Here is a 25,408-nt window from a genome sequence, read left to right as displayed (position 1 = left end):
TTCAGCTCCTGGATTTCCATGTGTTGTTTGCTACGGTTTTTAAGATCCGGCAGGGCCAAACCAGTGGCTTGCGGCCACAGGGATGTGCTGCCCTGTCCGGTGTGCACGCTCCAGCAGCTGCCAGTAATACCGGTAGCTGGCGCGGTCGTGCAGCACGCCGTGGTGGCTGATGGGAGCCCAGTCAGCGTTGGCGGCGGCGGCAAGAATATCCGCAGCGAGCGCCACTTCGTCGCTCGCGGGCATGAAAGCCGCCAGAATCGGACGAATTTGCGCCGGGTGGATACTCCAGACCCGGGTATAGCCGAAATCATTGAAAGCTTTTGTTGCAGCCGCCTGCATCACTGCGGGGTTTTTGAACTCGGTGACCACACAGTGCGAAGGCACTTTGCCGTGGGCATGGCAGGCCGCCGCAATCTCCAGCTTGGCGCGCACCACCAGCGGATGCTGAAACTGCCCTTCCACGCCCATGGCACTGGAGGGAATGGCGCCCCCATGGGCCGATACAAAGTCCATCAGCCCGAAGGAAATGCTTTGCACCGCCGGATGGGCGGCAATCTCGAAGGCCCGGTGCACGGCAGCGGGCGATTCAATCAGCACATGCAGCGGTACCGGCTGGCCGGTGGCGCGCTGCAGGGCTTTTTCAGCCAGGAGCACATCCTCCACCGACTCCACCTTGGGCACCATGATGTGGCACAGCCGGGCCCCCGCCTCACCGGCAATGATGTCCATGTCCTGCTGAAAGGCCGCATGGTCCACGGCATGCACGCGGGCCGCCACCCGGGCGCCAGGCGCCGCATTGCGGGCCAGCCCGGCCACCAGCCTGGCGTGCTGCAGCTCCTGGCCGACCGGCGCTCCGTCTTCGCAGTCCAGCGTGACATCGAACACGCAGGCGCCGAACTCGGCCATCATCTCGGCCTGCAGCTGCAGGCTTTTGCGCATGCGCTCTTCCACGCCACTGTAGTGGTCGCACACGGGCAGACGCTGCGTGCCGCCCGCCTGGGCGTCCAGCAAGACCTGCGCGGGGTGGACAGTCGAATTCGTCATGCTTGGCGTTGGGCAACAAGAAACAGGCGCGGGAAGGCCAGCAGGCGCTTGCCGTCCGCGCGCACGGGATAGGCCGCATCCACGCGGCGCTCGTATTCCGTCAGAAATGCGGCTTGCAGCGCCTGGGGCAGGCCTTCCACAAAAGGCTTCAAACCGGTGCCGCGCACCCATTGCACGATGGCGGCAGCGGACTCCATGGGGTGCTGGTACACGGTGTGCCACACATCCACGGAGGCGGTCTGCGCGCCGGGCGCAGCCAGTAAATCGTAATAAGCCCCAATGGGCAGAATGTCGGTACGCAACTTGTCTGCATCGCCGATGTACGGGGCAAACTCGGGCAGACGCGCCACTTCGCGCATCAGCCGGTGCGTGGGTTCCTGACGGTTGTCCGGCATCTGGATCGCCAGCACGCCACCGGGCGCCAGCAGCGAGAGCAGACGGGGAATCAGGGTTTCATGCAAGCCCACCCACTGCAGGGAAGCATTGGCATAGATCAGGTCCGGTGCAGGAGAGCCTGCCTCCGGCGCCCAGGTGGCGATATCGCCCAGGGCAAATTGCGCCTGCGGCAGCTGCGTGCGTGCAGTGGCCAGCATGGCGTCGGAATTGTCGATGCCCAGCGCCTGGGCATCGACAAAGCGCTGCACCAGCAGCTCGGTGGAATTGCCCGGCCCACAACCCAGGTCCACCACATGGCGGACATGGGCAGGATCGCTTGGCACCCGCGCCAGCAGCTCGGCCGCAGGACGCGTGCGTTCATTGGCGAAGCGCAGATACAGCGCGGGGTTCCAGTCTTGCATGCCGGTGACTCGCTGGTGGCTTACAGCAGGTGCTTGACGCCGTCTTGCTCGCCTTGCAGCTCAGCCAGGGTCTTGTCGATGCACTCTTGCGAGAAAGCATCGATTTCCAGACCTTCGACGATCTTGTACTCGCCGTTTTCGGTGGTCACGGGGAAGCCGAACACCACACCGGCGGGAATACCGTACTGGCCTTGCGAAGGCACGCCCATGGTGACCCATTCGCCGTTGGAGCCCAGGGCCCAGTCACGCATGTGGTCGATGGCGGCGTTGGCAGCCGAAGCAGCCGACGACAGGCCGCGGGCAGCGATGATGGCAGCGCCACGCTTGCCCACGGTGGGCAGGAACACATCCTTGTTCCACACCTGGTCGTTGACCATGTCCTTGACCGACTTGCCGTCCACGGTGGCGAAACGGTAGTCAGCGTACATGGTGGGCGAGTGGTTGCCCCAGACGGTCAGCTTGCGGATGTCGCCCACCTTGAAACCGGCCTTGGCAGCCAGTTGCGAAGCAGCGCGGTTGTGGTCCAGACGCAGCATGGCGGTGAAGTTCTTGGCGGGCAGATCCGGAGCCGACTTCATGGCGATGTAGGCGTTGGTGTTGGCGGGGTTGCCGACCACCAGCACCTTCACATTGCGCGAAGCCACGGCGTTCAGGGCCTTGCCCTGGGCGGTGAAGATCTGGGCGTTGGCAGCCAGCAGGTCGGCACGTTCCATGCCGGGGCCGCGAGGACGGGCACCGACCAGCAGAGCGTAGTCGGTATCCTTGAAGGCTTCCTTCGGGTCGCTGTGGGCTTCGATGCCGGCCAGCAGAGGGAAGGCGCAGTCTTCCAGCTCCATGATCACGCCCTTCAGAGCGTTTTGAGCCTTTTCGTCGGGGATTTCCAGCAGTTGCAGAATAACGGGTTGATCTTTACCCAGCATTTCGCCAGAGGCGATGCGGAACAACAGGGCGTAACCGATTTGGCCAGCTGCGCCGGTGACGGCGACACGGACGGGCTTCTTGCTCATGTAAGAACTCCAAGTATGGATAAAACAGTTGTCGGCGCAGGAAGCACCAGCATCCATGACCAGCCGCCCATGCTCCGCAAACAGGGCGAAAGTGTACCGCCGATTTGAATCCTTGGTCAATTTGTCTTATGTCTTATATAAGATATGATCGAGGCTTTGTCGCGGACCCGTTCCGCCTGTTTTTCCCGCCCGGAGATTGCTGACCGCTCCCATACCCTGCACCATGGCATCCACCCCGACCACCGCCCCCGAGTTCCCCCACCACAGCGTCTCCAGCTCGGGCGCATCCACGCCCTCCTTCAGCCCCCTGTACCAGCAGATCAAGGGCCTGATCCTGCAAAGCCTGCAGGCTGGCGAGTGGCGTCCCGGCGAGCTGATCCCCAGCGAAATGGAGCTGGCAGCACGCTTCAAGGTGAGCCAGGGCACGGTGCGCAAGGCAATTGACGAGCTGGCCGCCGAAAATCTGGTCATGCGCCGCCAGGGCAAGGGCACGTTTGTGGCCACCCACGCCGCGCAGCAGGTCCAGTATCGCTTTCTGAAGCTGCACCCGGACACCGGCGATCTGCAAAAGGAAGGCCGCGCCCAGCGCAGCATCCTCGAATGCAAGCGCGTGCGCGCCAGCGCCGAAGTAGCCCGCCTGCTGCAACTCAAGAGCGGCGACGCCGTCATCCAGGCCCGCCGCGTGCTCACACTAAGCGGCACGCCGACCATCGTGGAAGACATCTGGTTGCCCGGTCACGCCTTCAAGGGCCTCAGCGCCGAGCAGATGGGCAGCTACCAGGGCCCGACCTACGCCATGTTCGAGCTGGAGTTTGGCGTGCGCATGGTCCGTGCCGACGAAAAGATCCGCGCCGTGCTGCCCGATGAAGAGCAGGCACAGCTACTGCAAGTAAGCACCTCCACACCATTGTTGAGTGTGGAGCGCGTAGCCTATACCTACAACGACACCCCCATGGAGTTACGACGCGGTATCTACCGCACTGACACGCACCACTACCGCAACGAATTGAGCTGATCTGCAGCTTCCGCCTCGGAGATACCGCACAATCCCGGATTCCCAGGCACCCGAAACTGCGGCATTGCAATAGAATTTTGGATCGTTTGCATCCGAGCGATTACAACGCAGTTACATCTCGAAAGCACCCCGCCATGACTGAGTTAGCAAAAAAGCGGCCAGAGTTCCGCAACATCCACGCCCTCCAGGACCTCCCAACCTATCGCTTGCCTCCGGCTGGCTGGGTTTCCATCTTGCACCGCATCAGCGGCCTGCTGATGTTCCTGCTGCTGCCGTTCATCCTCTGGATGTTCGACAAGTCGCTGTCCTCCGAGTTCTCCTTTGAAATCTTCAAGGCGGCCTTCAACGTCGGCATCGGCTTCGTGCCGGGCTGGTTCATCAAGCTGGTCACGCTGGCCATCATCTGGGCCTCGCTGCACCACCTGATCGCCGGTCTGCGCCACCTGTGGATGGACGTGTCGCACTCGGCAGTTTCCAAGGAATTCGGCAAGTCTTCCGCCGTGACCGTGCTGGTCATCAGCATCGCCCTGACCGTGGTCCTGGGTGCCAAGCTGTTCGGCCTGTACTGATCCCACGTTAGAAGGAAAACAACATGTCCGTGAATTACGGCTCCAAGCGCACCGTGGTCGGTGCCCATTACGGTATCCGCGACTGGCTGGTGCAACGCGTCACTGCGGTCCTGATCGTGCTGTTCACCGTGGTCGTGCTGGCCCAGCTGGTGTTCAGCCAAGGCCCCATCGGCTACGACCTGTGGGCCGGCATCTTTGCCGCCCAGTGGATGAAGTTCGTCACCTTCGGCGTGATCATTGCGCTGGCCTGGCACGTCTGGATCGGTGTGCGCGATATCTGGATGGACTACGTCAAGCCCGTGGGCCTGCGCCTGGCGCTGCAGGTTTTCACCATTGTCTGGCTGGTCGGCTGTGCTGGCTGGGGCTTCCAAGTCCTGTGGCGTCTGTGACTTGCGCCCTCCCCTCACGATTGAAGGTTAAGAATGAGCTACTCCAAAGCGAATATCACCAAGCGCAAGTTTGACGTTGTCATCGTCGGTGCCGGCGGCTCCGGTCTGCGCGCTGCCCTGGAACTGTCCCGCGCCGGCCTGTCCGTCGCCTCGCTGTCCAAGGTGTTCCCCACCCGTTCGCACACCGTGGCTGCACAAGGCGGCGTGTCGGCTTCCCTGGGCAATATGTCCGAGGACAACTGGCACTATCACTTCTACGACACCATCAAGGGCTCCGACTGGCTGGGCGACCAGGACGCCATCGAGTTCATGTGCCGCGAAGCACCGAACGTCGTGATCGAGCTGGAACACTTCGGCATGCCGTTCGACCGCAACCCCGACGGCACCATCTACCAGCGTCCCTTCGGCGGCCACACCGCCAACTACGGCGAAAAGCCCGTGCAACGCGCCTGCGCTGCCGCTGACCGTACCGGTCACGCCATGCTGCACACGCTGTACCAGCAGAACGTCAAGTCCAAGACCAACTTCTTCGTGGAGTGGATGGCCCTGGACCTGATCCGCAATCCCCAGGGCGATGTGGTCGGCGTGACCGCCCTCGAACTGGAAACCGGCGACCTGTACGAGCTGCACGCCAAGGCCGTGCTGCTGGCCACCGGGGGCGCCGGCCGTATCTTCCAGGCATCCACCAATGCCTTCATCAACACCGGTGACGGCCTGGGCATGGCCGCGCGCGCTGGCATCCCGCTGCAGGACATGGAATTCTGGCAATTCCACCCCACCGGCGTGGCCGGTGCCGGCGTGCTGCTGACCGAAGGCTGCCGCGGCGAAGGCGCGATCCTGCTGAACAGCGAAGGCGAGCGCTTCATGGAGCGTTACGCTCCCACGCTGAAGGATCTGGCCCCCCGTGACTTCGTGTCGCGTTCGATGGACCAGGAAATCAAGGAAGGTCGCGGCTGCGGTCCCAACAAGGACTACATCCTGATGAAGCTGGACCACCTGGGTGCCGACACCATCCGCAAGCGCCTGCCTTCCGTGGAAGAAATCGGCCACAACTTCGCCAACGTGGACATCACCAAGGAACCCATTCCCGTGGTGCCCACCATCCACTACCAGATGGGTGGCATCCCCACCAACATCAACGGCCAGGTCGTCACCTGGGACGGTCAGCAAAACCAGGTCGTCAACGGTCTGTACGCTGTGGGCGAATGCTCCTGCGTGTCGGTGCACGGCGCCAACCGCCTGGGCACCAACTCGCTGCTGGACCTGCTGGTCTTCGGCAAGTCCGCCGGCAAGCACATCGTCAACTTCGTCAACAACTTCGGCCCCCACCACAACGTGCCCGCCGACGGTGCTGACCGCACGCTGGAGCGCCTCAACCAGCTGGACAACTCCAAGGACGGCGTCTACGCCCAGGACATCGCTGGCGACATCCGCACCGCGATGCAGACGCATGCCGGCGTGTTCCGCACGCAAAAGAGCATGGACGAAGGCGTGACCAAGATCAACGCCATCCGTGACCAGGTCGGCTCCGTGACCCTGAAGGACAAGTCCAAGGTCTGGAACACCGCCCGCATGGAAGCGCTGGAAGTGGACAACCTGATCGAAGTGGCCCAGGCCACCATGACATCGGCTGCTGCCCGCAAGGAATGCCGTGGTGCACACACCGTGTACGACTACGAGCACCCTGCCGACCACGCCGAGTTCCCGCTGGGCCGCAACGACAAGGAATGGCTCAAGCACACCCTGTGGGACAGCGCCACCAACGGCCTGTCGTACAAGCCCGTGAACCTGAAGCCCCTGACCGTGGACAGCGTGCCTCCCAAGGTCCGCACGTTCTAATCCAGCAGCCCACGAGAGAATCCAAAAATGAAGCGTACTTTCAAAATCTACCGCTACGATCCGGACAAAGACGCCAAGCCCTACATGCAAACCGTGCAAGTGGAGCTGGACGGTCACGAACGCATGCTGCTGGACGCCCTGGTCAAGCTCAAGGCGATGGACCCCTCCATCTCCTTCCGTCGCTCCTGCCGTGAAGGCGTGTGCGGCTCGGACGCCATGAACATCAACGGCAAGAACGGTCTGGCCTGCCTGACGAACATGAACACCCTCAAGGGCGACATCGTTCTGAAGCCCCTGCCCGGCCTGCCGGTCATCCGCGACCTGATCGTGGACATGACCCAGTTCTTCAAGCAGTACCACTCGATCAAGCCGTACCTGCAAAGCGACATCTACACGACGACCAGCAAGGAACGCCTGCAGTCGCCCGAAGAGCGCGAAGAGCTCAACGGTCTGTACGAGTGCATTCTGTGCGCCAGCTGCTCGACCAGCTGCCCCTCGTTCTGGTGGAACCCCGACAAGTTCGTGGGCCCGGCCGGTCTGCTGCAGGCTTACCGCTTCATCGCGGACAGCCGCGACACCGCCACCGGCGAACGCCTGGACAACCTGGAAGATCCGTACCGCCTCTTCCGCTGCCACACCATCATGAACTGCGTGGACGTGTGCCCCAAGCACCTGAACCCCACGAAGGCCATTGGCAAGATCAAGGAACTGATGGTCCGCCGGGCTATCTGATCCATGAACGAGATGGACGCAATCCTCGAAGAACGGGAACGCGACTTGCTGCGGTGGCGAAGCCGCCGCGGCCTGGTCGAGAACGATCTCTACATCGAGAAGTTTTTTGCCACTTACGGCAGCCAGTTGACGCGGAGACACGCAACTGGTCTGTCTGCCTTGATGGACTTGGCAGACAACGATCTGATGGATCTCTTCCTGCGCCGCAAAGAGCCGGAAGGGGCCTTAGACACCCCTGAAGTTAGAGAAGTGCTACAGATGGTGCGCAAGCCCCTCTGATCTGCACAACTTGCAAAAAAGGCCGGCCCAGATCCGGCCACTCCGAGAAGGAAGTTGGAAATGAAACTCGCTGACAACAAAGCAACGCTGTCTTTCAGCAATGGCGCACCCAGCGTCGAATTGCCGGTCTACCAGGGCAACATCGGCCCAGACGTGATCGACATTCGCAAGCTGTACGGCCAATCGGGCATGTTCACGTATGACCCCGGCTTCCTCTCGACCGCGGCGTGCCAGTCGGCCATCACCTACATCGACGGTGACAAGGGTGAACTGCTGTACCGTGGCTACCCCATCGAACAGCTGGCCAAGAACTGCAACTTCCTGGAAACCTGCTACCTGCTGCTGTACGGAGAACTGCCCAACGAAACCCAGAAGGCTGACTTCGAGAACCGCGTGACCCAGCACACGATGGTCAACGAACAGATGCAGTTCTTCCTGCGCGGTTTCCGTCGTGATGCACACCCCATGGCCGTGCTGACCGGTCTGGTGGGCGGCATGTCGGCCTTCTACCACGACAGCACCGACATCACCAACCCCGAGCACCGCGAAATCGCCGCGATCCGCCTGATCGCCAAGCTGCCTACGCTGGTCTCCATGGCCTACAAGTACGGCGTGGGCCAGCCTTACATGTACCCGAAGAACGACCTGTCCTACGCAGGCAACTTCATGCGCATGATGTTCGGCAACCCTTGCGAAGAATACAAGGTCAACCCCGTGGTGGAACGTGCGCTGGACCGCATCTTCATCCTGCACGCTGACCACGAGCAAAACGCTTCGACCTCCACCGTGCGCCTGTGCGGTTCGTCCGGCACCAACCCCTTCGCCGCCATCTCCGCTGGCGTGGCCTGCCTGTGGGGCCCTGCCCACGGCGGCGCCAACGAAGCCTGCCTGAACATGCTGGAACACATCCAGGCCAACGGCGGCATCTCCAAGGTCGGCGAGTTCATGGAACAGGTCAAGGACAAGAACAGCGGCGTCAAGCTGATGGGCTTTGGCCACCGCGTGTACAAGAACTACGACCCCCGCGCCAAGCTGATGCAGGAAACCTGCAACGAAATCCTGCAAGAGCTGGGCCTGGAAAAGGATCCGCTGTTCGCACTGGCCAAGCAGCTGGAAAAGATCGCCCTGGAAGACGACTACTTCGTGCAGCGCAAGCTCTACCCGAACGTGGACTTCTACTCCGGCATCGTGCAACGTGCCATCGGCATCCCCGTCAAGCTGTTCACCGGCATCTTCGCTCTGGCCCGCACCGTGGGCTGGATCGCTCAGCTGAACGAACAAATGGCTGACCCCGAGTACAAGATCGGTCGTCCCCGCCAGCTGTACACCGGCTCTGTCGCCCGCGACGTCAAGCCCATCACCCAGCGTTGATGCATGCGCCGCAAGGCGCATTCCACCGACATGGCAAAAGCCCGCACGCCTTGCGCTTGCGGGCTTTTTTCGTGGTGCTCACGCCACCGAACTTAGCACCGGCCGGGATGGGCCCCGGCGCAGACCTTCAGTCCAGCCGGATCGAGGGGCGCAGGCGGGAATTCATCATGTCCACCAGCCACAGGAAGCCGCCGCGCCAGAAACCGTACAGCCGCGCCTGGTGCGAACGGTACAGCCACAGGTGGCTGAGCATGGCCAGCCGCCCGCGGATGGTGCCGCCGTTGAACAGTCCGAATTTGCCCAGCGACCCATAGGCGTCGTAATTGGCCAGCGACACCAGCGCGCCCATGTCGCGGTAGGCAAAGCGCTCGCTGCTGCCGGCCTGCGGGTCGCGCAGCACCTGGGGCAGGGTGTCGATCAGGTAACGCGCCTGCTGGTGCGCCACCTGGGCCGTCGGCGGCAGGGGCTGGATCTGCCCCGGCAGCGTGAAGCTGGCGCAGTCGCCCACGGCGTAGATATCGGGGTCATCGGTGCGCAGGTGGTCGTTGACTACCAGTTGGTGGCCGCGCGTGGTCTGCAGACCCAGGGTCGACAGGAATTCCGGCGCCTTCACGCCCGCCGCCCACACCCGCAGACCGGCATTCACCGTCCGGCCATCGCCCAGCACCAGACCATCGGCCGTGGCTTGCTGCACCCGTTCGTTGACCAGCACGGTCACGCCCAGGGCCTCCAGACGGCGCTTGGTCGCGGCCGAGATGTCTTCGGTGAAGCTGGGCAGCAAACGCGGCCCGGCTTCGACCAGCACAATGCCAAAGCGTGCCGCCTCCCCGATGGCGCCATAGGCGCGGGCGCTTTCTGCCAGTTGCACCAGCTCGGCCGCCAGTTCCACCCCGGTGGCCCCGCCCCCCACAATCGCGACCTGCAGGCCCTCGCCCTGGGTCATGCTGCGCACCATGCGCAAACGGATTTCCTGGTTGAAGGCATCGGCCTTGCGGCGCGTGTCGATCATGAAACAGTGCTCCAGCACCCCATCCGTGCCAAAGTCATTCGCACCGCTGCCAATGGCCAGCACCAGCTTGTCATAGGCAATGCGCCGGCCCGGCACCACTTCGCGGCCATCGGGCGCGGTGATCGGAGCCAGCAGTACCTCCTTGGCCACACGGTCCAGGGCGCACATCTCGCCGGGCTGGTAGGCAAAGCCCGCATCGGCCGCCTGGGCCAGGTAGGTGGTCTGCTGCTGGGCCAGATCGCGCGTGCCCGCGGCAATGGTGTGCAGCATGGGCTTCCAGACGTGGGCGGAATCGCTGTCGATCAGCGTCACGCTGGCAATCAGGCCGTCATCGCGGCGCTTGCCCAGCGCCGAGGCGATTTCCAGGCCCGCCACGCCACCGCCTACGACGACGATCCGGGCCGGCTGCGATGCGGTGCTGCGTTCTTCGCCCATGGCGACTTCCTTTGTGGTGTTGGCAGAAAAAAGAATTAGAGGCACAAGGCTGCCACCATTCCACTGGTATCTCTCCCCGCAGTCCACCAGCAGCCCTGTGCACAAGGGGCGCATTGTGCACCAATATTCATAGCACTTAATTCAATACAGACAACGGTTTCAAATGTGTTTTATATCTAATAGAAGACTGAAAATCTAGTAACCATCTGGTAACTACCACCGATGTTTCCAGGTCTTTTCACGGCCTGACGGCCGGTGCAGGAGGCACCACCGGCCTGGCCTTCCAGCACGCGGAGCCGCGCGCATCCGGCGCATATCCGGCGCAACGTCACCTGCGCAAAGCCACCGCACGGCCCACACCATTGCGCCCCTGCGGTCTGCGCCCCGCCGCACAGATGCCGATAATGGAAAGCATCTGCAGCCTGCCCGCTGCCCCCTGCAGCCACCTTGGGTGCTGCCCACACCATGCGCAAAAAACTTCCTCCCATCCACGACGCCGCCGGCATTGCCAAGTCCCGCGAAGCCGGCATGCTGGCCGCCCGCGTGCTGGAAATGCTCACCCCCCATGTACAGCCCGGCGTGAGCACCGAATACCTGGACGGGCTGTGCCACAACTTCATCGTGGACGAGCTGCGGTGCATCCCTGCCAACATCGGCTATTACGGCTACCCCAAGACCGTGTGCACCTCTGTCAACCACGTGGTCTGCCACGGCATTCCGTCCAAGAAGGAAATCCTCAAGGACGGCGACATCGTCAACGTCGACGTGGCGCTGATCAAGGACGGCTGGTTTGGCGACACCAGCCGCATGTACACCGTGGGCAAGGTCTCGGCCCTGGGCCGCCGCCTGATCGATACCACCTACGAAGCCATGGTGGCCGGAATCCGCGCCGTCAAGCCCGGTGCCACGCTGGGCGACATCGGCCACGCCATCCAGACCGTGGCCCACCGCGAGCAGTTCACCATCGTGCGCGACTACTGCGGCCACGGCATCGGCCAGACCTACCACGACGAACCCCAGGTGCTGCACTACGGCCAGCGCGGCCAGGGCATGACGCTACAGGAAGGCATGATCTTCACCATCGAGCCCATGGTCAACGCCGGCAAGCCGGCCACCAAGGAGCTGGACGACGGCTGGACCGTGGTCACCCGCGACCGTTCCCTGTCCGCCCAGTGGGAGCACATGGTGGCCGTGACCGCCACCGGCTACGAGGTGCTGACCCCCTGGCCCGAAGGCACCGGCGCCTACCCGGCGCCCTGAGCCGGGCGCTGCACGGCCACCCCGGCCCGTGTGCACAGACCGGGAGCAGACGTCCAACAAGGGCCTGGCCTGCCCCGGGCCATTGGCCGTCTCCCGGCGCACCACCGGAACGGTTGGCGCTACAGTCGCCGACATGAGCAATTACTGGTTTCTGGGCATCGCCATCGTCTGCGAAGTGGCTGCCACCTCGCTTCTCAAAAGCACCGAAGGCTTCAGCCGCCTGGGACCTAGCGTGGTCGTGGGTCTGGGCTATGTGCTGTCGTTCTACTTTCTGTCGCTCACGCTGCGCACCGTGCCCACGGGCGTGGCCTACGCCATCTGGTCGGGCGCGGGCATCGTGCTGGTCTCTGGCATCGCCTGGGTGTTTCTGAACCAGAAGCTCGATACCGCGGCCCTGATCGGCATGGGCCTGATCCTCAGCGGTGTGCTGGTGATCAATCTGTTTTCCAAGACGGCCGGCCACTGAGCCGCCACGTCCCTGGTATTCGCCTTCGCACCGGGGCGAAGGCCATGGATTCAGCCCTGGGATGCAATCTGCTCGGCCAGCCAGTCCCGAAACACCTGGACCTTGTGCGAGTGGCGCTGCAGCTGTGGGCGCACCAGATAGTAGGAGGCGCCGGTGCGCACCGGCAGACCAAACGGCGCCACCAGCTTGCCACTGCGCAGATCGTCCACCAGCAAGGCGGTCTGTCCGATGGCAATCCCCAGGCCATCGGCCGCTGCCTGCCAGGTCAGCACCGAGCTGCTGAAGCGCATGCTCTCCACGCTGTCGATCTCCGCCTCATACCGGCATTGCCGGGCCCAGGTCTGCCAGTCTTTCTGCCGGTAGTGCGAGACCAGCAGCCGCGTGCGCAGCAAGGCCTGCGGATAGGCGGACTCGGGCGCATTGGTGCGAAAGAACGCCGGGCTGCACACCGGCTCGATCACGTCTTCAAACAGAAAGTCCGTGTCCGTCCCTGGCCACGCACCGTTGCCCATCTGGATGGCCATGTCCACCGGGTCGCGGTCAAAGTCCACGTCCTTGACCGAATTGGTAATGACCACCGCAATGTCGCTGTAGCGGGTATGGAAATCGTGCAGGCGCGGAATCAGCCACTTGGCTGCAAACGTGGTGTAGGTCTGGATGCGCAGAGTCCGGTCCGATCCGCTGCGCATGATGTCGCCCGTGGCCTTGCCTATGCTCTCGAAGGCCGGCGCAATGGCATCGCCGTAGCGCTGGCCGGCCTGCGTCAGGCTGATGCCATGGCGCTCGCGCCGGAACAGCTCCACCCCCAGGTATTCCTGCAGCACATGCAGCTGCTTGCTGACCGCCGACTGGCTGATGTGCAGCTCCTTGGCGGCCAGGGTCAGATTGCAGGTGCGCGCCACCACCTCAAACACTTTCAGCGGATTGAGCGGAGGAATCTTCAGGGCCATGCGCGCCATTCTAGAAGCCTGTGTGGCGCAACGCTGTCGCGCAGGCCCGGTCTGGCGTCACGTCTGCAACCAGCGGACCACCAGGGTGTTCACCGCATTCGCACTTTCGTATTGCACCCAATGGCCGGCGCCGGGCACGATGGTCCAGTCCCGTTCGGGGCGGTCCTGTTTCAGAGCTTCGGCCGCCACCATGGGCACGGCCGTCACATCGGCCTCGCCCCACACCAGCAGAATCGGCCTGGCATAGTCCTGCAGCACCGCCTGCAGGCGGCTGCTGCGCGACATGGCCTTGCTGCGAAAACGCGTGGCTTCGCAGCAATGGCGATGGATGTGCAGGGCCAGCGCATCGGCCGCAGCCGCCTTGGAAAGCATGAACACCGCCAGGTTCTGGTGCAGCGCCGCCATGCGCTCGGCCGGGTCGCTGACCCGCCAATCCAGCAGCGCCTCGGTTTCCCTGCGCGGGCCGCCATGGCCGGCCGTACCCAGCAGCACCAGCCGCTGTACCTGCGGCAGGCGTGCGGCCAGCATGCCGGCCACCGCCCCTCCAAACGAGAACCCGGCCAGGTGCAGCGGCTGGGCCCCCACCAGTTGCACCACGCTGTCGCTCAGCGCGTCCAGCAATGCCGCAGGCCGCTGCCCGTCATGGGCGGACAGGGCAAAGTCGTCGGAGGCACCAAAGCCCGGCAGATCCGGCACCAGCACCCGGTAGTGGCGGGCGAAGCACTCAATGTTGCGGACCCAGTGCATCCAGGACCCATGGCCGCCATGCAGCAGCACCAGGGGTTGGCCCTGGCCCCATTCACGCCAATGCAGCTTGATGCCGCCGGCCTGCACCCGGTGGTGGCGGGCACCGGCTTCCAGTGCCGCCAGCCGCTGCGCTGCGCTGTCCTCGCCGTCCATGCTGCGCCGGCCTTATCGGGCCTGGAGCACCAGCGCGTCCACCGCCAGCACCCCCTGCCCTTCGGGCATCACCATCAGCGGGTTCACTTCCGCCTCCAGCACTCCATGCACGGGCTGCAGCGCCAGTTGCGACAGATCGGAAATGGCCTGGGCCAGCGCTTCCAGATCGCCCCTGGCCTTGCCGCGCAGACCCGATACGGTCTGCAGCAGCTTGACCTCGGCAATCATCTCGCGCGCGGTGTCCACACTGACCGGGGCCAGCCGGATGCTGCGGTCACGCATCACCTCGGCCCAGATGCCGCCGGCGGCCAGCATGATGATGGGGCCGGCATCGGGGTCGATGCGGTAGCCCAGCAGCACCTCGGACAGACCCTTGCGCATGGGCTGCACCAGCACCTCGTTGCAGGCCACCCCGGGCGCCCTGGCCGCCAGGTTGGCGCGCAGCGTGGCAAATGCCTGCACCAGTTGCTCCGGATTCTGGATTCCCAGCACCACACCGCCGACTTCGGTCTTGTGCGGGATCTCGGGGGAGCACACCTTGGCCACGACCGGAAAGTCGAACGGCAGCGGCCCGGGCTGGCCGTCCAGCGCAAAGGTGGCCGCGGGCGCATGGGGCACCTGCAGGCGGTCCAGCAGCTGGTAGGCCTGCGCCTCGCTCAGTGCAGCACCCATACCCGGTGCTGCCGCCACGGTCTGGCCCGGTGTGTGCGGCACACGGCGGGCCAGCACGGCCGCAATCGCATCGGCACAGCTTTCCGGTGTGCGAAAGCAGGGCATGCCGGCCTGGGTCAGTGCCGCCAGGGCCTGGGGCGCATCCGGCACCAGCATGGTCACCAGCGGCTTGGCGTGACCGGCGCTGTCCATGATGGGCTTGACCGCCAGATCGGGCTGAAAGCGCGCCGAAGAGCCCACCACCGCCACCACCATGTCGAACTCCGGCGCCTCCAGCATGATGTCCAGCACGCTCTTCATCACCTCATACCGGGTGCCCGCCAGGGTCAGGTCCAGCACCCGGCCGGCACTGCCCGGCACCTGGGCCGCCTTGAGTTTGGCCAGGGTCGCATCCGAAACGGGCTGCACCGTGATACCGCGCAGCCCCAGCTGGTCCACCACCATGGCGGCACCGCCACCGGTGGTGGTCACCACGCCGATGCGTTTGCCGGCCATGGAATGGGACTGCAGCGGTACTTTCTGTGCCAGGGGAAAGACTTCGAACAGCGTCTCCAGCATGTCCACCCGCACGATGCCCAGGTCTTTCAGGAAGGCATCGGCAATATCGTCCTCGCCCGCCAGTGCGCCGGTGTGGGTGGTTGCCATTTCCGCTGCAGCGCTGGAGCGGCCCAGCTTGTACGCGATCACCGGCTTGCCGCGGCGCGCGGCTTCGCGGGCAAAGGCCTGCAGCTGGTCGCCATGGCGCAGGCTCTCCAGAAAGAGCGCATAGCCTTCTATGGCCGGATCGTCCAAGGTCGCCGCGCAGATCTCGCCCACGCTCAGATCGACTTCGCTGCCCACCGACACCAGCCCCGCAAACCCCACGCCACGCGCCTTGCCGCGCGACACCAGGGCCCCGATCATGCTGCCGCTGTGCGAGGCGACAAACACCTTGCCTCTGGGCACATCGGGCTCGGCAAATGCGGCATTCGCGGTCAACACCAGACCGTTGTGCGGATTGACCACCCCCAGGCTGCTGGGGCCCAGAATGCGCAGCGTGGAATTGCGGGCAATGGCACGCAGCTCCGCTTCCCGCTGGACGCCTTCGGCGCCCGACTCCGAAAAGCCGCTGGCCAGAATGGTCACCAGCGGCACGCCCAGGCGCGCGCATTCACGGACCGTGTCGATCACGGTCTCGGTGGGCGACAGCACGAACACATGGTCCGGCACCTGGGGCAAGGCCGCCAGGCTGGGCCATGCCTGCTCGCCCTGCACCTGTGCCCGGTTGGGATTGATCGGATAGATCGTCCCAGCGAAGCCTGAGCGGCGCAGAAACTGCAGCGGACGGCCGCCCGTTTTCTTGACGTCATCCGATGCGCCCACCAAAGCAATGCTTCGGGGGTACAGCAGGGTCTGGCAGACGGAGGGCATAGCGGCGAGGGATGCGGTCATGGCGTGGATTACTTCTCGATCTTGAATTTCTTGAACTGCTCGGACCAGTGGCCCACCTCGGTCTGCAACTGGGCCTTGAACTCGCTGGGAGAATTACCGATCAGCACGGCGCCCTGCGGAATCAGCACCTCCTTGAACTCCTTGGACTTGACCGCTTTCATGACGGCGGCAGACAACTTGTCGACAATGGCCTTGGGCGTTCCCGCAGGCGCCAGCAGACCGTTCCACGAGTCGGACACCATGTCGGGCAAGCCCACCTCACTGAAGGTCGGCACCTGGGGCAGACCCGGCAGGCGGTTGGGGCCGGCCACCGCGAGAGGCCGTACTTTGCCCGCTTCCAGGTTGGGCATGGCACCGGTGGATGTCATAAAAGCGACATCGACTACGCCAGCAATCAGGTCGTTCAGCACACCCGATCCGCCGGAATACGGCACGTGCAGCATCTTGACCCCCGTCAGTTGCTCCAGTCGCAGCGTCGCCATGTGCTGCGAGCCGCCCGCACCCGTGGTGCCATAGCTCAGCTCGCCCGGTTTTTTTCGGGCCAGCTCCTCGAACTCCCTGTAGGTCTTCACATTCAGCTTGGGGCTGGCAGCCAGCACCCCTGGCGCCGAAGAGACTTTGGAGACGGGCTCGAAGCTCTTGAGCGGATCGAACTTCTGCTTGGGGAACACGTATTTGTTCATCGTCAACGGTGCGGCCGCCAGCAGCAAGGTGTAGCCATCGGCCGGGGCGGCAGCCACCATTTCCGAGGCGATGTTGCTGGTCGCACCCACCTTGTTTTCCACGATGAAAGCCCCCTTCAGCTCGTCCTGCAGAGCCTTGGCCACCAGACGCGCCACCACATCGGTAGGGCCTCCGGCCTGAAAGCCGACGATGATCTTGACGGGTTTGGCCGGATAGGCGTCCGACGCCAGTGCGGTGCTGGACAGGGCGAGGCCTGCCATGGCCGCGGCTGCGGCCACCCATGTACGACGTTGCATGGTTTGTCTCCTTGTTATGCGATGCCGGCGCTTATTGCTTGGGAGCACGTTGCGAGAACGTGCGACCAAATACGCCTTCGGCAATGCGGTTCTTCAGCACTTCGATCGAACCGCCGGCGATCATCCAGCCACGGGTGCGGCGCACACAGTACTCGACCAGTGCTTCCTGGCTGAAACCCATGCCACCCATGACCTGCATGGCTTCGTTCGACGCTTCCCAGCCGGCCAGATTGCAGGCCAGTTTGGCCATGGCCGTGCTTTGCGCACTGGGCAGGCCATGCTCGCCTTCCAGCGCGGCCTTGTAGAGCAACAGCTGCGCCTGTTCCAGCTTCATCCACATCTCGGCAAACTTCCACTGCAGGCCCTGGAACTCGCACAGCTCGCGGCCGAACTGCTTGCGCACCATGGCGTGCTCACGCGCCAGGTTGAAGGCGTGGCGGCCCAGTGCCAGCGCACGCGAGGCATTGCCCAGACGCTCCACGTTGAAGCCGGAGATCTGCTTCTTGAAGCCTCCGGCGCCCAGCAGCAGATTGCCCTTGGGAATGCGGCAGTTCTCGAAGTACAGCTGCGACCACTGCTCGCCGTTCATGAAGTTCGACGGCTGGCCCACGTCGAAGCCGGGGGTGCCGCGCTCCACCAGCACCGAACCGATGCCGTCCACACCGGGGCCGAAGCGCACATAGATCAGGAACAGCTCCGCCTCGGGGCTGTGGGTCGAGAACACCTTGCTGCCGTTGATGACGTAGTGATCGCCGTCCAGCACGGCCGAGGTCTTGAGTTCGGTCACTGCCGAGCCGGCATCCGGCTCGGTCATGCCCAAAGAAATGAGCTTTTTTCCAGCCAGCAGATCCGGAAGAAAGCGCGCCTTCTGCTCGGGTGTGGCGTACTCCACAAAGGTGCGGATCGGGCCGAAGTTGCCGGCCTGCACAATGTCCGCACTCTTGGGGCAGACCAGTGCCACCTGCTGGATGGCCAGCACGGCGTGCATCAGCGAGCCGCCCTGGCCGCCATCTTCTTCCGGGAAAGCGATCCCCAGCAAGCCTTGCTCCGCCAGCATCTGCGCGGTCTCCCAGGGATAGTGGGAGGCATGTGCGCGCTCCAGCGCGCCGGCGGCCAGCTTGTCTTGGGCGAAGCGGGCCACGCTGTCGGCGAATGCCTGGTGTTCTTCGGAAAGGGTGAAATCCATGGTGCGATCGTGCGGGGTTGAACAATGGCCCGAATGATCTGCCCGCCCGCTCATGGCAAGGTCTTCCAATTGCGCCGCAAGATATGAGTTAGAGAAATGACTGATACCTGGCTGCCGGCCTATCCTGCAGATTCCGGGGGCCATTGCCCTCTACCCTCTCTCCCACACTCCCCTCTCCATCGTGTCTGCCACCATGTACGTCAGCGAAACCCTGGGCCAGTTCGGTGCCCGCTTCCCGACCCAGCCCATCAGCCCCTCTGTGCTGCACCACGCCAAGCGTGCCGTCGTGGACTGGTACGCGGCCCTGATTGCCGGCTACCCCATGCACCCCACGCCCTTGCTCGAAGCCGCCATGGCGGACGACCTGGACCGGGGACCGGCGCGGCTGGCTCTGGGCCGCCCGGCAACGGTCAAGGCGGCCGCCTTGATCCAGGGCACGGCTTCCCACACGGCAGAAGTCGACGACATCTTCAAGCACGCCATCTACCATCCCGGCGCCCCAACGATTTCGGCCGCCCTGGCAGTGGGCCAGCAGGTGGATGCCACCGGCCGTGAATTTCTGCAGGCGGTCATCGTCGGCTACGAAATCTCGACCCGCATCGGCCAGATCCTGGGACGTGCGCACTACCAGTACTGGCACAACACCGGCACCGTGGGCACGTTCGGCGCGGCCGCGGCAGCGGCCTGTCTGCTGCACCTGGATGCCACGCAGTTCACCCATGCGCTGTGCACTTCGGCCACGTTCGCCGCAGGGCTGCAGCAGGCCTTTCAGATGGACTCCATGTCCAAGCCCTTGCATTCCGGACGCGCCGCAGAAGCCGGTGTGGCGGCTGCATTGATGGCCCGGCAGGGCATCACCGGCTCGCTGGACGTGCTGGAAGGCAAGATGGGGATGGGCGTGGCCATGGGCAACGCACCCGACTGGGCGCCGGTGCTGGCCGATCTGGGCAAGGCCTTCAACATCACGGAAATGACCTTCAAGAACCACGCCTGCTGCGGCCACACCTTCGCCCCCATTGATGGCGCACTGGAGCTGCAGCGCACCCATGGTTTCACGCCTGCGGAGATTGCCCACATCGAGGTGGCCACCTACGGTCCGGCACTGGCGGTCGCCGGCAATCCCGCACCGCGCACCGCTGCCGAAGCCCGCTTCAGCATTCCCTACGTGGTCAGCACCGCCCTGCGGTGCGGCAGCGTGCGCCTGGCCGCGTTCGATGCGGCGCAGCTGCACCACCCCGACACCCGCGCCCTGATGGAGAAGGTGAGCTTGACGGTGCACCCCGATCTGGACCGCCAGTTCCCGGGGCAGCGTGCGGCCCAGGTCACCATCCGCCTGCACAGCGGCCAGACACTGCGCTTTCTGCAGCCCACCCGCAAAGGCGATCCGGACATGCCGCTCACCGATGCCGATCTGCAGAGCAAGCTGGAAGAGCTGGCCACCGCCACCCTGGGGGCAGAGCGGCTGCAGGCCATCTCGTCCCGGCTGTGGCAGCTGGAAACGGCACCGGATCTGCACTTTCTCTGAGCCATGGGCCCGGTGCCAGGGCCTCCAAGGCCGGCCTGCATAGCCCACAGGACCCTCTATCGCACGCAGAAAAAAAGGGGCTGTCAGCCCCTTTTTGCACAGCCACCGGCGCAGGGGGCCGCTGGGGGTCAGAACCCCTGCAACTACCCCCACTCGGCAAACTCGGCCCGGCTGGCACGCATGGTGTTGATCGGCGCCGTCGTGTCTTCGTAGCCCAGGGCAATGCCAAAGGCCACCAGATAGCCTTCCGGTACCGCGAGATGCTGTTTGACCACGGCGTCGTAACGGCGCCAGAAACCCTGGGCGCAGGTGGCCAGGCCTTCTTCGGTGGCACGCAGCATGAAGGCCTGCAGATAGATGCCCAGGTCGATCCACTGCACCGGGCCCATGCGCTCTTCGGTGAACATGATCACGCCTACGGGCGCGCCAAAGAACTGGGCATTCTTGGCCAGCTGCTTCAGGCGGCCGGCCTTGTCCTCGCGCGGCACGCCGATGCTGGCATACAGGTCTTCACCGTTGGCAAAGCGGCGGGTGCGGTAGGGTTCCCACAGATTCGGCGGGTACGAGACATGCTGGGGGTTTTCTTCGCCAGGGGTCTTGGCCACATCGGCGAGCATGGCTTGCAGCGGCTGGCCGGAGATGGCGGCCACGCGCCAGGGCTGCATATTGCCACCGGAAGCGGCTGCGGCGGCATCTTGCATGATGCGCTGCACCAGATCGGCTGCGGGCACTTGCTCGGTGAAGGCGCGCACCGAACGGCGTTCGCGCAGGGCTTGGGTCACATCCATGGATAGCGGTCCTGTTACAGGTCAAAGGTGGAACAAAGCACCAAGCGTACAAGAGCTTGGCAGCTGCCAGCGCCACCTAGGTGACGCAGATCCAGCGACATTTCAGCCCCCGCTTGTCCGGCAAGGCCTGCCACCACGGCATGCGCCCAGCGAAAAGTGCAGCAGACGCCCGAAAAAAAGGGCCTGCGAGGGCCCTTTCTTCAACGTGCGCCTTGCAAAGCGCTTATGCCCGCCATGGCGGGCTTACTTGCCCAGGATCTGCTTGATCTTCTCGGTCTCGAAATGCTGGCCACGTTCGGCTTCGGACGGCACGCAGTCGCGCGCCGACATCTGCACCGACAGTTTCTCGACCACTTCCCACAGCTTGGCCAGTTGCTCCTCGTGGCAGGCGGCACCATCGACCAGACCGCGCATGGCCTGGGACAGCGGGTCGTCTTCCTGCGTCACGCCATAGGCGGTGAAAACCCCCTCCTGGCTCGCGCAGTCGGCGTTAGCGGCGGCCGACGGTGCCGCACTGGCCGGCTGAACCACGGGCGGCAGATCCACGGCATCGGTCACATCGGCGCTGGCGCCTTCCTTGGACGGAATGATCCGCGCCGGAATGCCCACAGCCGTGGCGCCGGCGGGCACCGGCTTGATGACCACGGCGTTGCTGCCGATCTTGGCGTTGTCGCCCACCTCAAAGCCGCCCAGCACCTTGGCGCCGGCGGCCACCACCACGTTCTTTCCCAGTGTGGGGTGGCGCTTGCTGCCCTTGTACAGCGAGGTGCCGCCCAGCGTGACGCCGTGGTAGATGGTGCAGCCGTCGCCCACCACCGCGGTTTCGCCGATCACCACGCCCATGCCGTGATCGATGAACACGCGCTCGCCAATCACCGCACCGGGGTGGATTTCAATGCCCGTGAGCCAGCGTCCCAGGTGCGAGATGAAACGCCCCAGCCACTTGAGCCCATGCGTCCAGCACCAGTGCGCCAAGCGCTGCAGCCAGATGGCATGCAGGCCGGGGTAACAGGTGACGACTTCCCAGGTGCTGCGGGCCGCGGGGTCGCGGTCAAGAATGCACTGGATGTCGGAGCGCAGGCGGGAAAGCATCAGGTGTTACAAAGTGGAAGAAAAGGTCGCCAGTCTAGCGGCTTGCCGCCTCGCTCATCAGCATGCGTTTGGCGACACCGCGCAGGATGTGGATTTCCTCCTGCGTCAGCTGGGCGCGGTTGAACAATTGGTTGAGGCGCGGCATCAGCTTCTTGGGTGCGGCCGGGTCCAGAAAACCGATGTGCGTCAGCGCCTCTTCCCAATGCTGCAGCATGCCGCCCACCTGCGCCACATCGGCGCGCTGCGGCTGGGGCGTGTGCTCCACCACCGGGAAACCGCCCAGTGCCTGCCGCCATTCATAGGCCACCACCTGGATGGCCGCGCCCAGGTTCAGCGAGCCGAACTGCGGATTGGATGGAATGGAAAGCGCCACATCGCTGCGATAGACATCCTCGTTGCTCATGCCAAAGCGCTCGCAGCCGAACAGCAGGCCCACACCGGTCTGGTTGCACGTGGCGGAAGGCGCGGATTCGGCCGCAGCGGCCACGCCGGAAGCCAAACACTGAACCGCCTGTGCCGTGTCTGCAGGACGCACATCCAGCTCCCCTTTCATCAGCATCTCGAAATGCTGGCGCGGCGTGCGTGTGGGCGGACCAAAGTCGCGCGGCGTCATGGCCGTGGCACACAGATGGCTGATGCCGTCCAGGGCTTCGTCCAGCGTTTCCACAATGCGGGCATTGCCCAGCACATCCAAGGCGCCACTGGCGCGCTGGATGGTTTCTTCCTTGCGCAGCACATTGGCCCAGCGCGGCCGCACCAGCACCAGATCGTCGAAGCCCATGGTCTTCATGGCGCGGGCGGCAGCGCCCACATTGCCGGCATGGCTGGTTTCTATCAGTACAAAACGGGTTTTCATGAAAATGTCATGCCCGGCGCGAAACCGCGGGCAGCAAAAAATGGCGAAGCCAGTTAGAATCTCGCCCCTATTGTCGCTGTCCGCATCGCCGGACGTGCGCAGAGCGCGGGAACCCGGTCATTGCACTGCCATTGCACCGGGTCCGACCGCCTGAAAGAGTTCTTCATCCGCTGCGGGCGGTGTGTCATGCTGGTTGTTGTCTGAGAGAAGTTGCGTTAGGTACAGCATGCGCGCGCCTGTGGTTTAGCACCCAACGCTTACACAATCTATGTCGACCAACCTGCATCCCATGCTCAACGTGGCCATCAAGGCCGCCCGCGCCGCTGGCGCTGTCATCAACCGTGCCGCCCTTGATGTGGAGAACGTGCGCGTGGCGCAAAAGCAGGTCAACGACTTTGTGACCGAAGTGGACCAGGCGTCCGAGCGCATCATCATCGAAACCCTGCTGGGCGCCTACCCCCAGCACGGCATCCTGGCCGAAGAATCCGGCAGCGAATACGGCAACAAGAACTCCGACCACATCTGGATCATCGATCCCCTGGACGGCACCACCAACTTCATCCACGGCTTCCCCGTGTACTGCGTCAGCATTGCACTGTCGTACAAGGGCAAGATCGAGCACGCAGTGGTGTACGACCCCAGCCGCAACGACCTGTTCACCGCTACCCGTGGCCGTGGTGCTTTCCTGAACGAACGCCGCATCCGCGTGTCCAAGCGCACCCAGCTCAAGGACTGCCTGGTCTCCACCGGCTTCCCCTTCCGCCCCGGTGACAACCTGCGCCACTACCTGCGCATGTTCGCCGACGTGACCGAGCGCGTGGCCGGCGTGCGCCGCCCTGGCTCTGCCGCACTGGACCTGGCCTATGTGGCCGCCGGCTTTACCGACGGTTTCTTTGAAACCGGCCTGTCCAGCTGGGACATCGCCGCCGGCAGCCTGCTGGTGACCGAAGCCGGTGGTCTGGTGGGCAACTTCACCGGCGAAGCCGACTTCCTGGAACAGCGCGAGCTGCTGGCCGGCAACCCCCGCGCCTATGGCCAACTGGTCGGCATCCTGGGCAAGTACAGCAAGTTCGCCGGTGTGGACGACAAGATGGGCGTGCAAGCCGCGCTGAAGCAAGACACCGCTGGCGAAGGCGCGCAAGAAGCCTGATACCGGCCTCCTCCGCCCTGGCTGCCCAATGCAGCCACGCCAAGCCGCCGCAGCCTGCCCGGGCCCGGCGGCTTTTGCATGCCCGCATGCTGCGGTGCACATATGGAAAAAACCCTCGACCTTGTCAGCCAGCATGCCGCATGATGGCCGGGCATGCAGCGCCGCTTTCGACCGCGCTGCCCCTAGGGAGGCCTGCAGTGGATTACAAGGACTACTACAAGACTTTGGGTGTGGCCAAAGACGCCGGCGCAGACGAGATCAAGAAAGCGTTCCGCAAGCTGGCGCGCAAGTACCACCCGGATGTCAGCAAGGAGGCCGATGCCCAGCAGCGCATGGCCGAGGTCAACGAGGCCTACAACGTGCTGTCCGACCCGGAAAAACGCAAGGCCTATGACGAACTGGGCGACCCCAGCCAGTACCAGGGCGCACAAGGCCAGGGCTTTACCCCGCCCCCGGGCTGGAACCACCAGGAATTCCACTTCCGCGACAGCGATGGCGCCAGTGGCATGGGTGGCATGCACGGCGAGGACTACAGCAGCTTTTTCGAAGAGCTGTTTGGCCGGGCCCAGCGCCAGCAGCGCCGCCAGCGCCAGCAGGCCGGGCCGCCGCCCGATGTGCGCGGCCGGGACCAGCACTCCGTCATCGAGCTGGATGTGCCCGACAGCTACGCCGGCGGCATGCACCGCCTGCAGTTGCGCGGCGTGCAGCTGGACGCCCAGGGCCACGCCCATGAAACCGTGCGCGAGCTACAGGTCACCATTCCCAAGGGGGTGCGCGAAGGCCAGATGATCCGCCTGGCAGGCCAGGGCAGCCCCGGCCTGGGCAACGGCGAAGCCGGCGACCTGCTGCTGGAAGTGCGCTTTCGCGCCGACAAGCGCTGGCACACCGAAGGCAAGGACGTGTACCAGCAGCTGCCCCTGATGCCCTGGGAAGCGGCACTGGGTGGCCCGGTGGAATTCACCACCCTGGCCGGCCCCCTGGAGATCAATGTCCCCGCCGGCAGCCAGCCCGGGCGCAAGCTGCGCATCAAAGGCAAGGGCCTGCCCAGCAGCACGCCGGGCGACCTGTACCTGGTGCTGCAGCTGCAGGTGCCCAAAGCCCACACCGCTGCCCAGCGCGCCGCCTACGAAGCACTGGCCGCCGCCTACGCCGATCTGCGCACCCGCACCGGAGATGCCACATGACCATCCCCTTCTACACCCCACCCGAACTGCTGGATGCCCAGGCCCTGAGCCTGGTGCAGCTGGCCCAGGCCTGCCGCACCGACACCGCCTGGATCGTCCAGCGCGTGACCACCGGCGTGCTGGCATGCGACCCAGCCGCGGATGACCAGACACCGCAGCAGTGGCGCTTCAGCACCCAGACGGTGATCCGCGCGCGGCGCATTGCCGATCTGGAACGCATGTTCGACGCGGACCCCGAGCTGGCCGCCATGACCGCCGACCTGATGGAGGAAGTGCGCCAGCTGCGCCAGCGCCTGGAAAGCCTGGGCCACTGAGCAGCCCGTCCCGCCGCCCCCGGCCTTGCCGAGGCAGGCTCGCAAGGCCCTGGTGCGTCGGCATGAACTGCGCCCGGCGGCAAAGAGCCGCCGGCCCATCCGGGATAATTGCCGGCTGATCCCTGCCGGCGCAGGGTGCCGCGGCCCCAGGGCAGCCGCCTTGCGCCG

The 25,408-nt window shown here is 64.5% G+C and carries 25 protein-coding genes; 13 read left to right on the top strand and 12 right to left on the bottom strand.

The window, feature by feature from the left end; all coding sequences use genetic code 11:
• Positions 1-39 precede the first annotated feature (39 nt).
• The 3 genes from CT3_RS05915 to CT3_RS05905 are packed head-to-tail and all read right to left on the bottom strand — an operon-like array spanning position 40 to position 2,848.
• Positions 40-1,044 (bottom strand): HpcH/HpaI aldolase/citrate lyase family protein, encoded by a 1,005-nt coding sequence (locus tag CT3_RS05915; protein WP_066539184.1) that lies wholly within the window; start codon positions 1,042-1,044, stop codon positions 40-42.
• A complete protein-coding gene (gene tam / locus CT3_RS05910; RefSeq protein WP_066539186.1) occupies positions 1,041-1,841 on the bottom strand; it encodes a trans-aconitate 2-methyltransferase in 801 nt (266 codons plus the stop codon). The genes CT3_RS05915 and tam overlap by 4 nt, the downstream gene beginning before the upstream one ends.
• Before the next feature lie 20 nt (positions 1,842-1,861).
• The gene (locus tag CT3_RS05905) at positions 1,862-2,848 is read right to left on the bottom strand and encodes a malate dehydrogenase (RefSeq protein ID WP_066539187.1); all 987 of its coding nucleotides are present in this window, start codon (positions 2,846-2,848) and stop codon (positions 1,862-1,864) included.
• A 223-nt stretch (positions 2,849-3,071) separates the two neighbouring features.
• On the opposite strand from CT3_RS05905, the gene CT3_RS05900 reads away from it, so the two are divergent.
• The 7 genes from CT3_RS05900 (at position 3,072) to CT3_RS05870 (ending at position 9,042) form a co-directional block, all read left to right on the top strand.
• Positions 3,072-3,863, top strand: coding sequence for a GntR family transcriptional regulator (locus tag CT3_RS05900; RefSeq protein ID WP_066539189.1), 792 nt, complete (start codon positions 3,072-3,074; stop codon positions 3,861-3,863).
• A gap of 134 nt (positions 3,864-3,997) precedes the next feature.
• Positions 3,998-4,432 (top strand): succinate dehydrogenase, cytochrome b556 subunit, encoded by a 435-nt coding sequence (gene sdhC / locus CT3_RS05895; RefSeq protein ID WP_066539192.1) that lies wholly within the window; start codon positions 3,998-4,000, stop codon positions 4,430-4,432.
• A gap of 23 nt (positions 4,433-4,455) precedes the next feature.
• Positions 4,456-4,821: a succinate dehydrogenase, hydrophobic membrane anchor protein gene (sdhD, locus tag CT3_RS05890; protein WP_066539194.1), complete on the top strand. Its 366-nt coding sequence runs from the start codon at positions 4,456-4,458 to the stop codon at positions 4,819-4,821.
• 33 nt (positions 4,822-4,854) lie between these two features.
• Positions 4,855-6,660 (top strand): succinate dehydrogenase flavoprotein subunit, encoded by a 1,806-nt coding sequence (gene sdhA / locus CT3_RS05885; RefSeq protein WP_066539198.1) that lies wholly within the window; start codon positions 4,855-4,857, stop codon positions 6,658-6,660.
• Positions 6,661-6,687: 27 nt separating this feature from the next.
• Positions 6,688-7,392: a succinate dehydrogenase iron-sulfur subunit gene (locus tag CT3_RS05880; RefSeq protein WP_066539199.1), complete on the top strand. Its 705-nt coding sequence runs from the start codon at positions 6,688-6,690 to the stop codon at positions 7,390-7,392.
• Positions 7,393-7,395: 3 nt separating this feature from the next.
• Positions 7,396-7,671 (top strand): FAD assembly factor SdhE, encoded by a 276-nt coding sequence (locus CT3_RS05875; protein WP_066539202.1) that lies wholly within the window; start codon positions 7,396-7,398, stop codon positions 7,669-7,671.
• Between the two features lie 60 nt (positions 7,672-7,731).
• A complete protein-coding gene (locus CT3_RS05870; protein WP_066539204.1) occupies positions 7,732-9,042 on the top strand; it encodes a citrate synthase in 1,311 nt (436 codons plus the stop codon).
• Between the two features lie 127 nt (positions 9,043-9,169).
• Here the strand turns inward: CT3_RS05870 and CT3_RS05865 are convergent, their stop codons facing one another.
• Positions 9,170-10,486 (bottom strand): NAD(P)/FAD-dependent oxidoreductase, encoded by a 1,317-nt coding sequence (locus CT3_RS05865; RefSeq protein ID WP_066539206.1) that lies wholly within the window; start codon positions 10,484-10,486, stop codon positions 9,170-9,172.
• A gap of 465 nt (positions 10,487-10,951) precedes the next feature.
• Between CT3_RS05865 and map the strand changes: the two genes are divergently transcribed.
• The gene (map, locus tag CT3_RS05860; protein ID WP_066539518.1) at positions 10,952-11,746 is read left to right on the top strand and encodes a type I methionyl aminopeptidase; all 795 of its coding nucleotides are present in this window, start codon (positions 10,952-10,954) and stop codon (positions 11,744-11,746) included.
• Between the two features lie 133 nt (positions 11,747-11,879).
• On the top strand, positions 11,880-12,212 hold the full coding sequence (locus CT3_RS05855) for an SMR family transporter (RefSeq protein WP_066539208.1): 333 nt from the start codon (positions 11,880-11,882) through the stop codon (positions 12,210-12,212).
• A 50-nt stretch (positions 12,213-12,262) separates the two neighbouring features.
• Here the strand turns inward: CT3_RS05855 and CT3_RS05850 are convergent, their stop codons facing one another.
• Genes CT3_RS05850 through CT3_RS05830 form a run of 5 tightly spaced genes read right to left on the bottom strand, consistent with a single transcriptional unit; the run spans position 12,263 to position 18,331 of the window.
• Positions 12,263-13,162 carry a LysR substrate-binding domain-containing protein gene (locus CT3_RS05850; RefSeq protein WP_066539519.1) on the bottom strand — a complete coding sequence of 300 codons (900 nt, stop codon included), beginning with the start codon at positions 13,160-13,162 and terminating at the stop codon, positions 12,263-12,265.
• Positions 13,163-13,219: 57 nt separating this feature from the next.
• Positions 13,220-14,062: an alpha/beta fold hydrolase gene (locus tag CT3_RS05845; protein WP_066539210.1), complete on the bottom strand. Its 843-nt coding sequence runs from the start codon at positions 14,060-14,062 to the stop codon at positions 13,220-13,222.
• A 12-nt stretch (positions 14,063-14,074) separates the two neighbouring features.
• Positions 14,075-16,165: an acetate--CoA ligase family protein gene (locus CT3_RS05840; RefSeq protein WP_066539212.1), complete on the bottom strand. Its 2,091-nt coding sequence runs from the start codon at positions 16,163-16,165 to the stop codon at positions 14,075-14,077.
• Between the two features lie 8 nt (positions 16,166-16,173).
• Positions 16,174-17,145 carry a Bug family tripartite tricarboxylate transporter substrate binding protein gene (locus tag CT3_RS05835; protein WP_066539214.1) on the bottom strand — a complete coding sequence of 324 codons (972 nt, stop codon included), beginning with the start codon at positions 17,143-17,145 and terminating at the stop codon, positions 16,174-16,176.
• Positions 17,146-17,176: 31 nt separating this feature from the next.
• Positions 17,177-18,331 carry an acyl-CoA dehydrogenase family protein gene (locus CT3_RS05830; protein ID WP_066539215.1) on the bottom strand — a complete coding sequence of 385 codons (1,155 nt, stop codon included), beginning with the start codon at positions 18,329-18,331 and terminating at the stop codon, positions 17,177-17,179.
• A gap of 193 nt (positions 18,332-18,524) precedes the next feature.
• On the opposite strand from CT3_RS05830, the gene CT3_RS05825 reads away from it, so the two are divergent.
• Positions 18,525-19,856, top strand: coding sequence for an MmgE/PrpD family protein (locus CT3_RS05825; protein ID WP_066539217.1), 1,332 nt, complete (start codon positions 18,525-18,527; stop codon positions 19,854-19,856).
• 143 nt (positions 19,857-19,999) lie between these two features.
• On the opposite strand, the gene CT3_RS05820 is transcribed toward CT3_RS05825, so the two are convergent.
• From CT3_RS05820 to CT3_RS05810, 3 genes are all read right to left on the bottom strand, one after another.
• On the bottom strand, positions 20,000-20,644 hold the full coding sequence (locus CT3_RS05820) for a nitroreductase (RefSeq protein ID WP_066539219.1): 645 nt from the start codon (positions 20,642-20,644) through the stop codon (positions 20,000-20,002).
• Between the two features lie 243 nt (positions 20,645-20,887).
• Positions 20,888-21,736 (bottom strand): serine O-acetyltransferase, encoded by an 849-nt coding sequence (cysE, locus tag CT3_RS05815; RefSeq protein WP_066539220.1) that lies wholly within the window; start codon positions 21,734-21,736, stop codon positions 20,888-20,890.
• 34 nt (positions 21,737-21,770) lie between these two features.
• A complete protein-coding gene (locus CT3_RS05810) occupies positions 21,771-22,592 on the bottom strand; it encodes an RNA methyltransferase (RefSeq protein WP_066539221.1) in 822 nt (273 codons plus the stop codon).
• Positions 22,593-22,860: 268 nt separating this feature from the next.
• Between CT3_RS05810 and CT3_RS05805 the strand changes: the two genes are divergently transcribed.
• From CT3_RS05805 to CT3_RS05795, 3 genes are all read left to right on the top strand, one after another.
• Entirely contained in the window at positions 22,861-23,742 is an 882-nt protein-coding gene (locus CT3_RS05805; RefSeq protein WP_066539222.1) for an inositol monophosphatase family protein, read from the top strand.
• Positions 23,743-23,939: 197 nt separating this feature from the next.
• Positions 23,940-24,926: a DnaJ C-terminal domain-containing protein gene (locus tag CT3_RS05800; protein ID WP_066539223.1), complete on the top strand. Its 987-nt coding sequence runs from the start codon at positions 23,940-23,942 to the stop codon at positions 24,924-24,926.
• Positions 24,923-25,240, top strand: a complete 318-nt coding sequence (locus CT3_RS05795) for a chaperone modulator CbpM (protein ID WP_066539225.1) — start codon at positions 24,923-24,925, stop codon at positions 25,238-25,240. The genes CT3_RS05800 and CT3_RS05795 overlap by 4 nt, the downstream gene beginning before the upstream one ends.
• Positions 25,241-25,408 lie beyond the last annotated feature (168 nt).

Origin of the sequence: Comamonas terrigena NBRC 13299 (assembly GCF_006740045.1) — a bacterium.
GTDB classification, from domain to species: Bacteria; Pseudomonadota; Gammaproteobacteria; order Burkholderiales; family Burkholderiaceae_C; genus Comamonas; species Comamonas terrigena.
This window is presented reverse-complemented; position numbering and strand designations above follow the sequence as displayed.

Coding starts and splice junctions, on each gene's coding strand:
- CT3_RS05915 (WP_066539184.1), bottom strand. CDS start 1,044: ATGACGAATTCGACTGTCCACCCCGCGCAGGTCTTGCTGGACGCCCAG.
- tam (WP_066539186.1), bottom strand. CDS start 1,841: ATGCAAGACTGGAACCCCGCGCTGTATCTGCGCTTCGCCAATGAACGC.
- CT3_RS05905 (WP_066539187.1), bottom strand. CDS start 2,848: ATGAGCAAGAAGCCCGTCCGTGTCGCCGTCACCGGCGCAGCTGGCCAA.
- CT3_RS05900 (WP_066539189.1), top strand. CDS start 3,072: ATGGCATCCACCCCGACCACCGCCCCCGAGTTCCCCCACCACAGCGTC.
- sdhC (WP_066539192.1), top strand. CDS start 3,998: ATGACTGAGTTAGCAAAAAAGCGGCCAGAGTTCCGCAACATCCACGCC.
- sdhD (WP_066539194.1), top strand. CDS start 4,456: ATGTCCGTGAATTACGGCTCCAAGCGCACCGTGGTCGGTGCCCATTAC.
- sdhA (WP_066539198.1), top strand. CDS start 4,855: ATGAGCTACTCCAAAGCGAATATCACCAAGCGCAAGTTTGACGTTGTC.
- CT3_RS05880 (WP_066539199.1), top strand. CDS start 6,688: ATGAAGCGTACTTTCAAAATCTACCGCTACGATCCGGACAAAGACGCC.
- CT3_RS05875 (WP_066539202.1), top strand. CDS start 7,396: ATGAACGAGATGGACGCAATCCTCGAAGAACGGGAACGCGACTTGCTG.
- CT3_RS05870 (WP_066539204.1), top strand. CDS start 7,732: ATGAAACTCGCTGACAACAAAGCAACGCTGTCTTTCAGCAATGGCGCA.
- CT3_RS05865 (WP_066539206.1), bottom strand. CDS start 10,486: ATGGGCGAAGAACGCAGCACCGCATCGCAGCCGGCCCGGATCGTCGTC.
- map (WP_066539518.1), top strand. CDS start 10,952: ATGCGCAAAAAACTTCCTCCCATCCACGACGCCGCCGGCATTGCCAAG.
- CT3_RS05855 (WP_066539208.1), top strand. CDS start 11,880: ATGAGCAATTACTGGTTTCTGGGCATCGCCATCGTCTGCGAAGTGGCT.
- CT3_RS05850 (WP_066539519.1), bottom strand. CDS start 13,162: ATGGCCCTGAAGATTCCTCCGCTCAATCCGCTGAAAGTGTTTGAGGTG.
- CT3_RS05845 (WP_066539210.1), bottom strand. CDS start 14,062: ATGGACGGCGAGGACAGCGCAGCGCAGCGGCTGGCGGCACTGGAAGCC.
- CT3_RS05840 (WP_066539212.1), bottom strand. CDS start 16,165: ATGACCGCATCCCTCGCCGCTATGCCCTCCGTCTGCCAGACCCTGCTG.
- CT3_RS05835 (WP_066539214.1), bottom strand. CDS start 17,145: ATGCAACGTCGTACATGGGTGGCCGCAGCCGCGGCCATGGCAGGCCTC.
- CT3_RS05830 (WP_066539215.1), bottom strand. CDS start 18,331: ATGGATTTCACCCTTTCCGAAGAACACCAGGCATTCGCCGACAGCGTG.
- CT3_RS05825 (WP_066539217.1), top strand. CDS start 18,525: ATGTACGTCAGCGAAACCCTGGGCCAGTTCGGTGCCCGCTTCCCGACC.
- CT3_RS05820 (WP_066539219.1), bottom strand. CDS start 20,644: ATGGATGTGACCCAAGCCCTGCGCGAACGCCGTTCGGTGCGCGCCTTC.
- cysE (WP_066539220.1), bottom strand. CDS start 21,736: ATGCTTTCCCGCCTGCGCTCCGACATCCAGTGCATTCTTGACCGCGAC.
- CT3_RS05810 (WP_066539221.1), bottom strand. CDS start 22,592: ATGAAAACCCGTTTTGTACTGATAGAAACCAGCCATGCCGGCAATGTG.
- CT3_RS05805 (WP_066539222.1), top strand. CDS start 22,861: ATGTCGACCAACCTGCATCCCATGCTCAACGTGGCCATCAAGGCCGCC.
- CT3_RS05795 (WP_066539225.1), top strand. CDS start 24,923: ATGACCATCCCCTTCTACACCCCACCCGAACTGCTGGATGCCCAGGCC.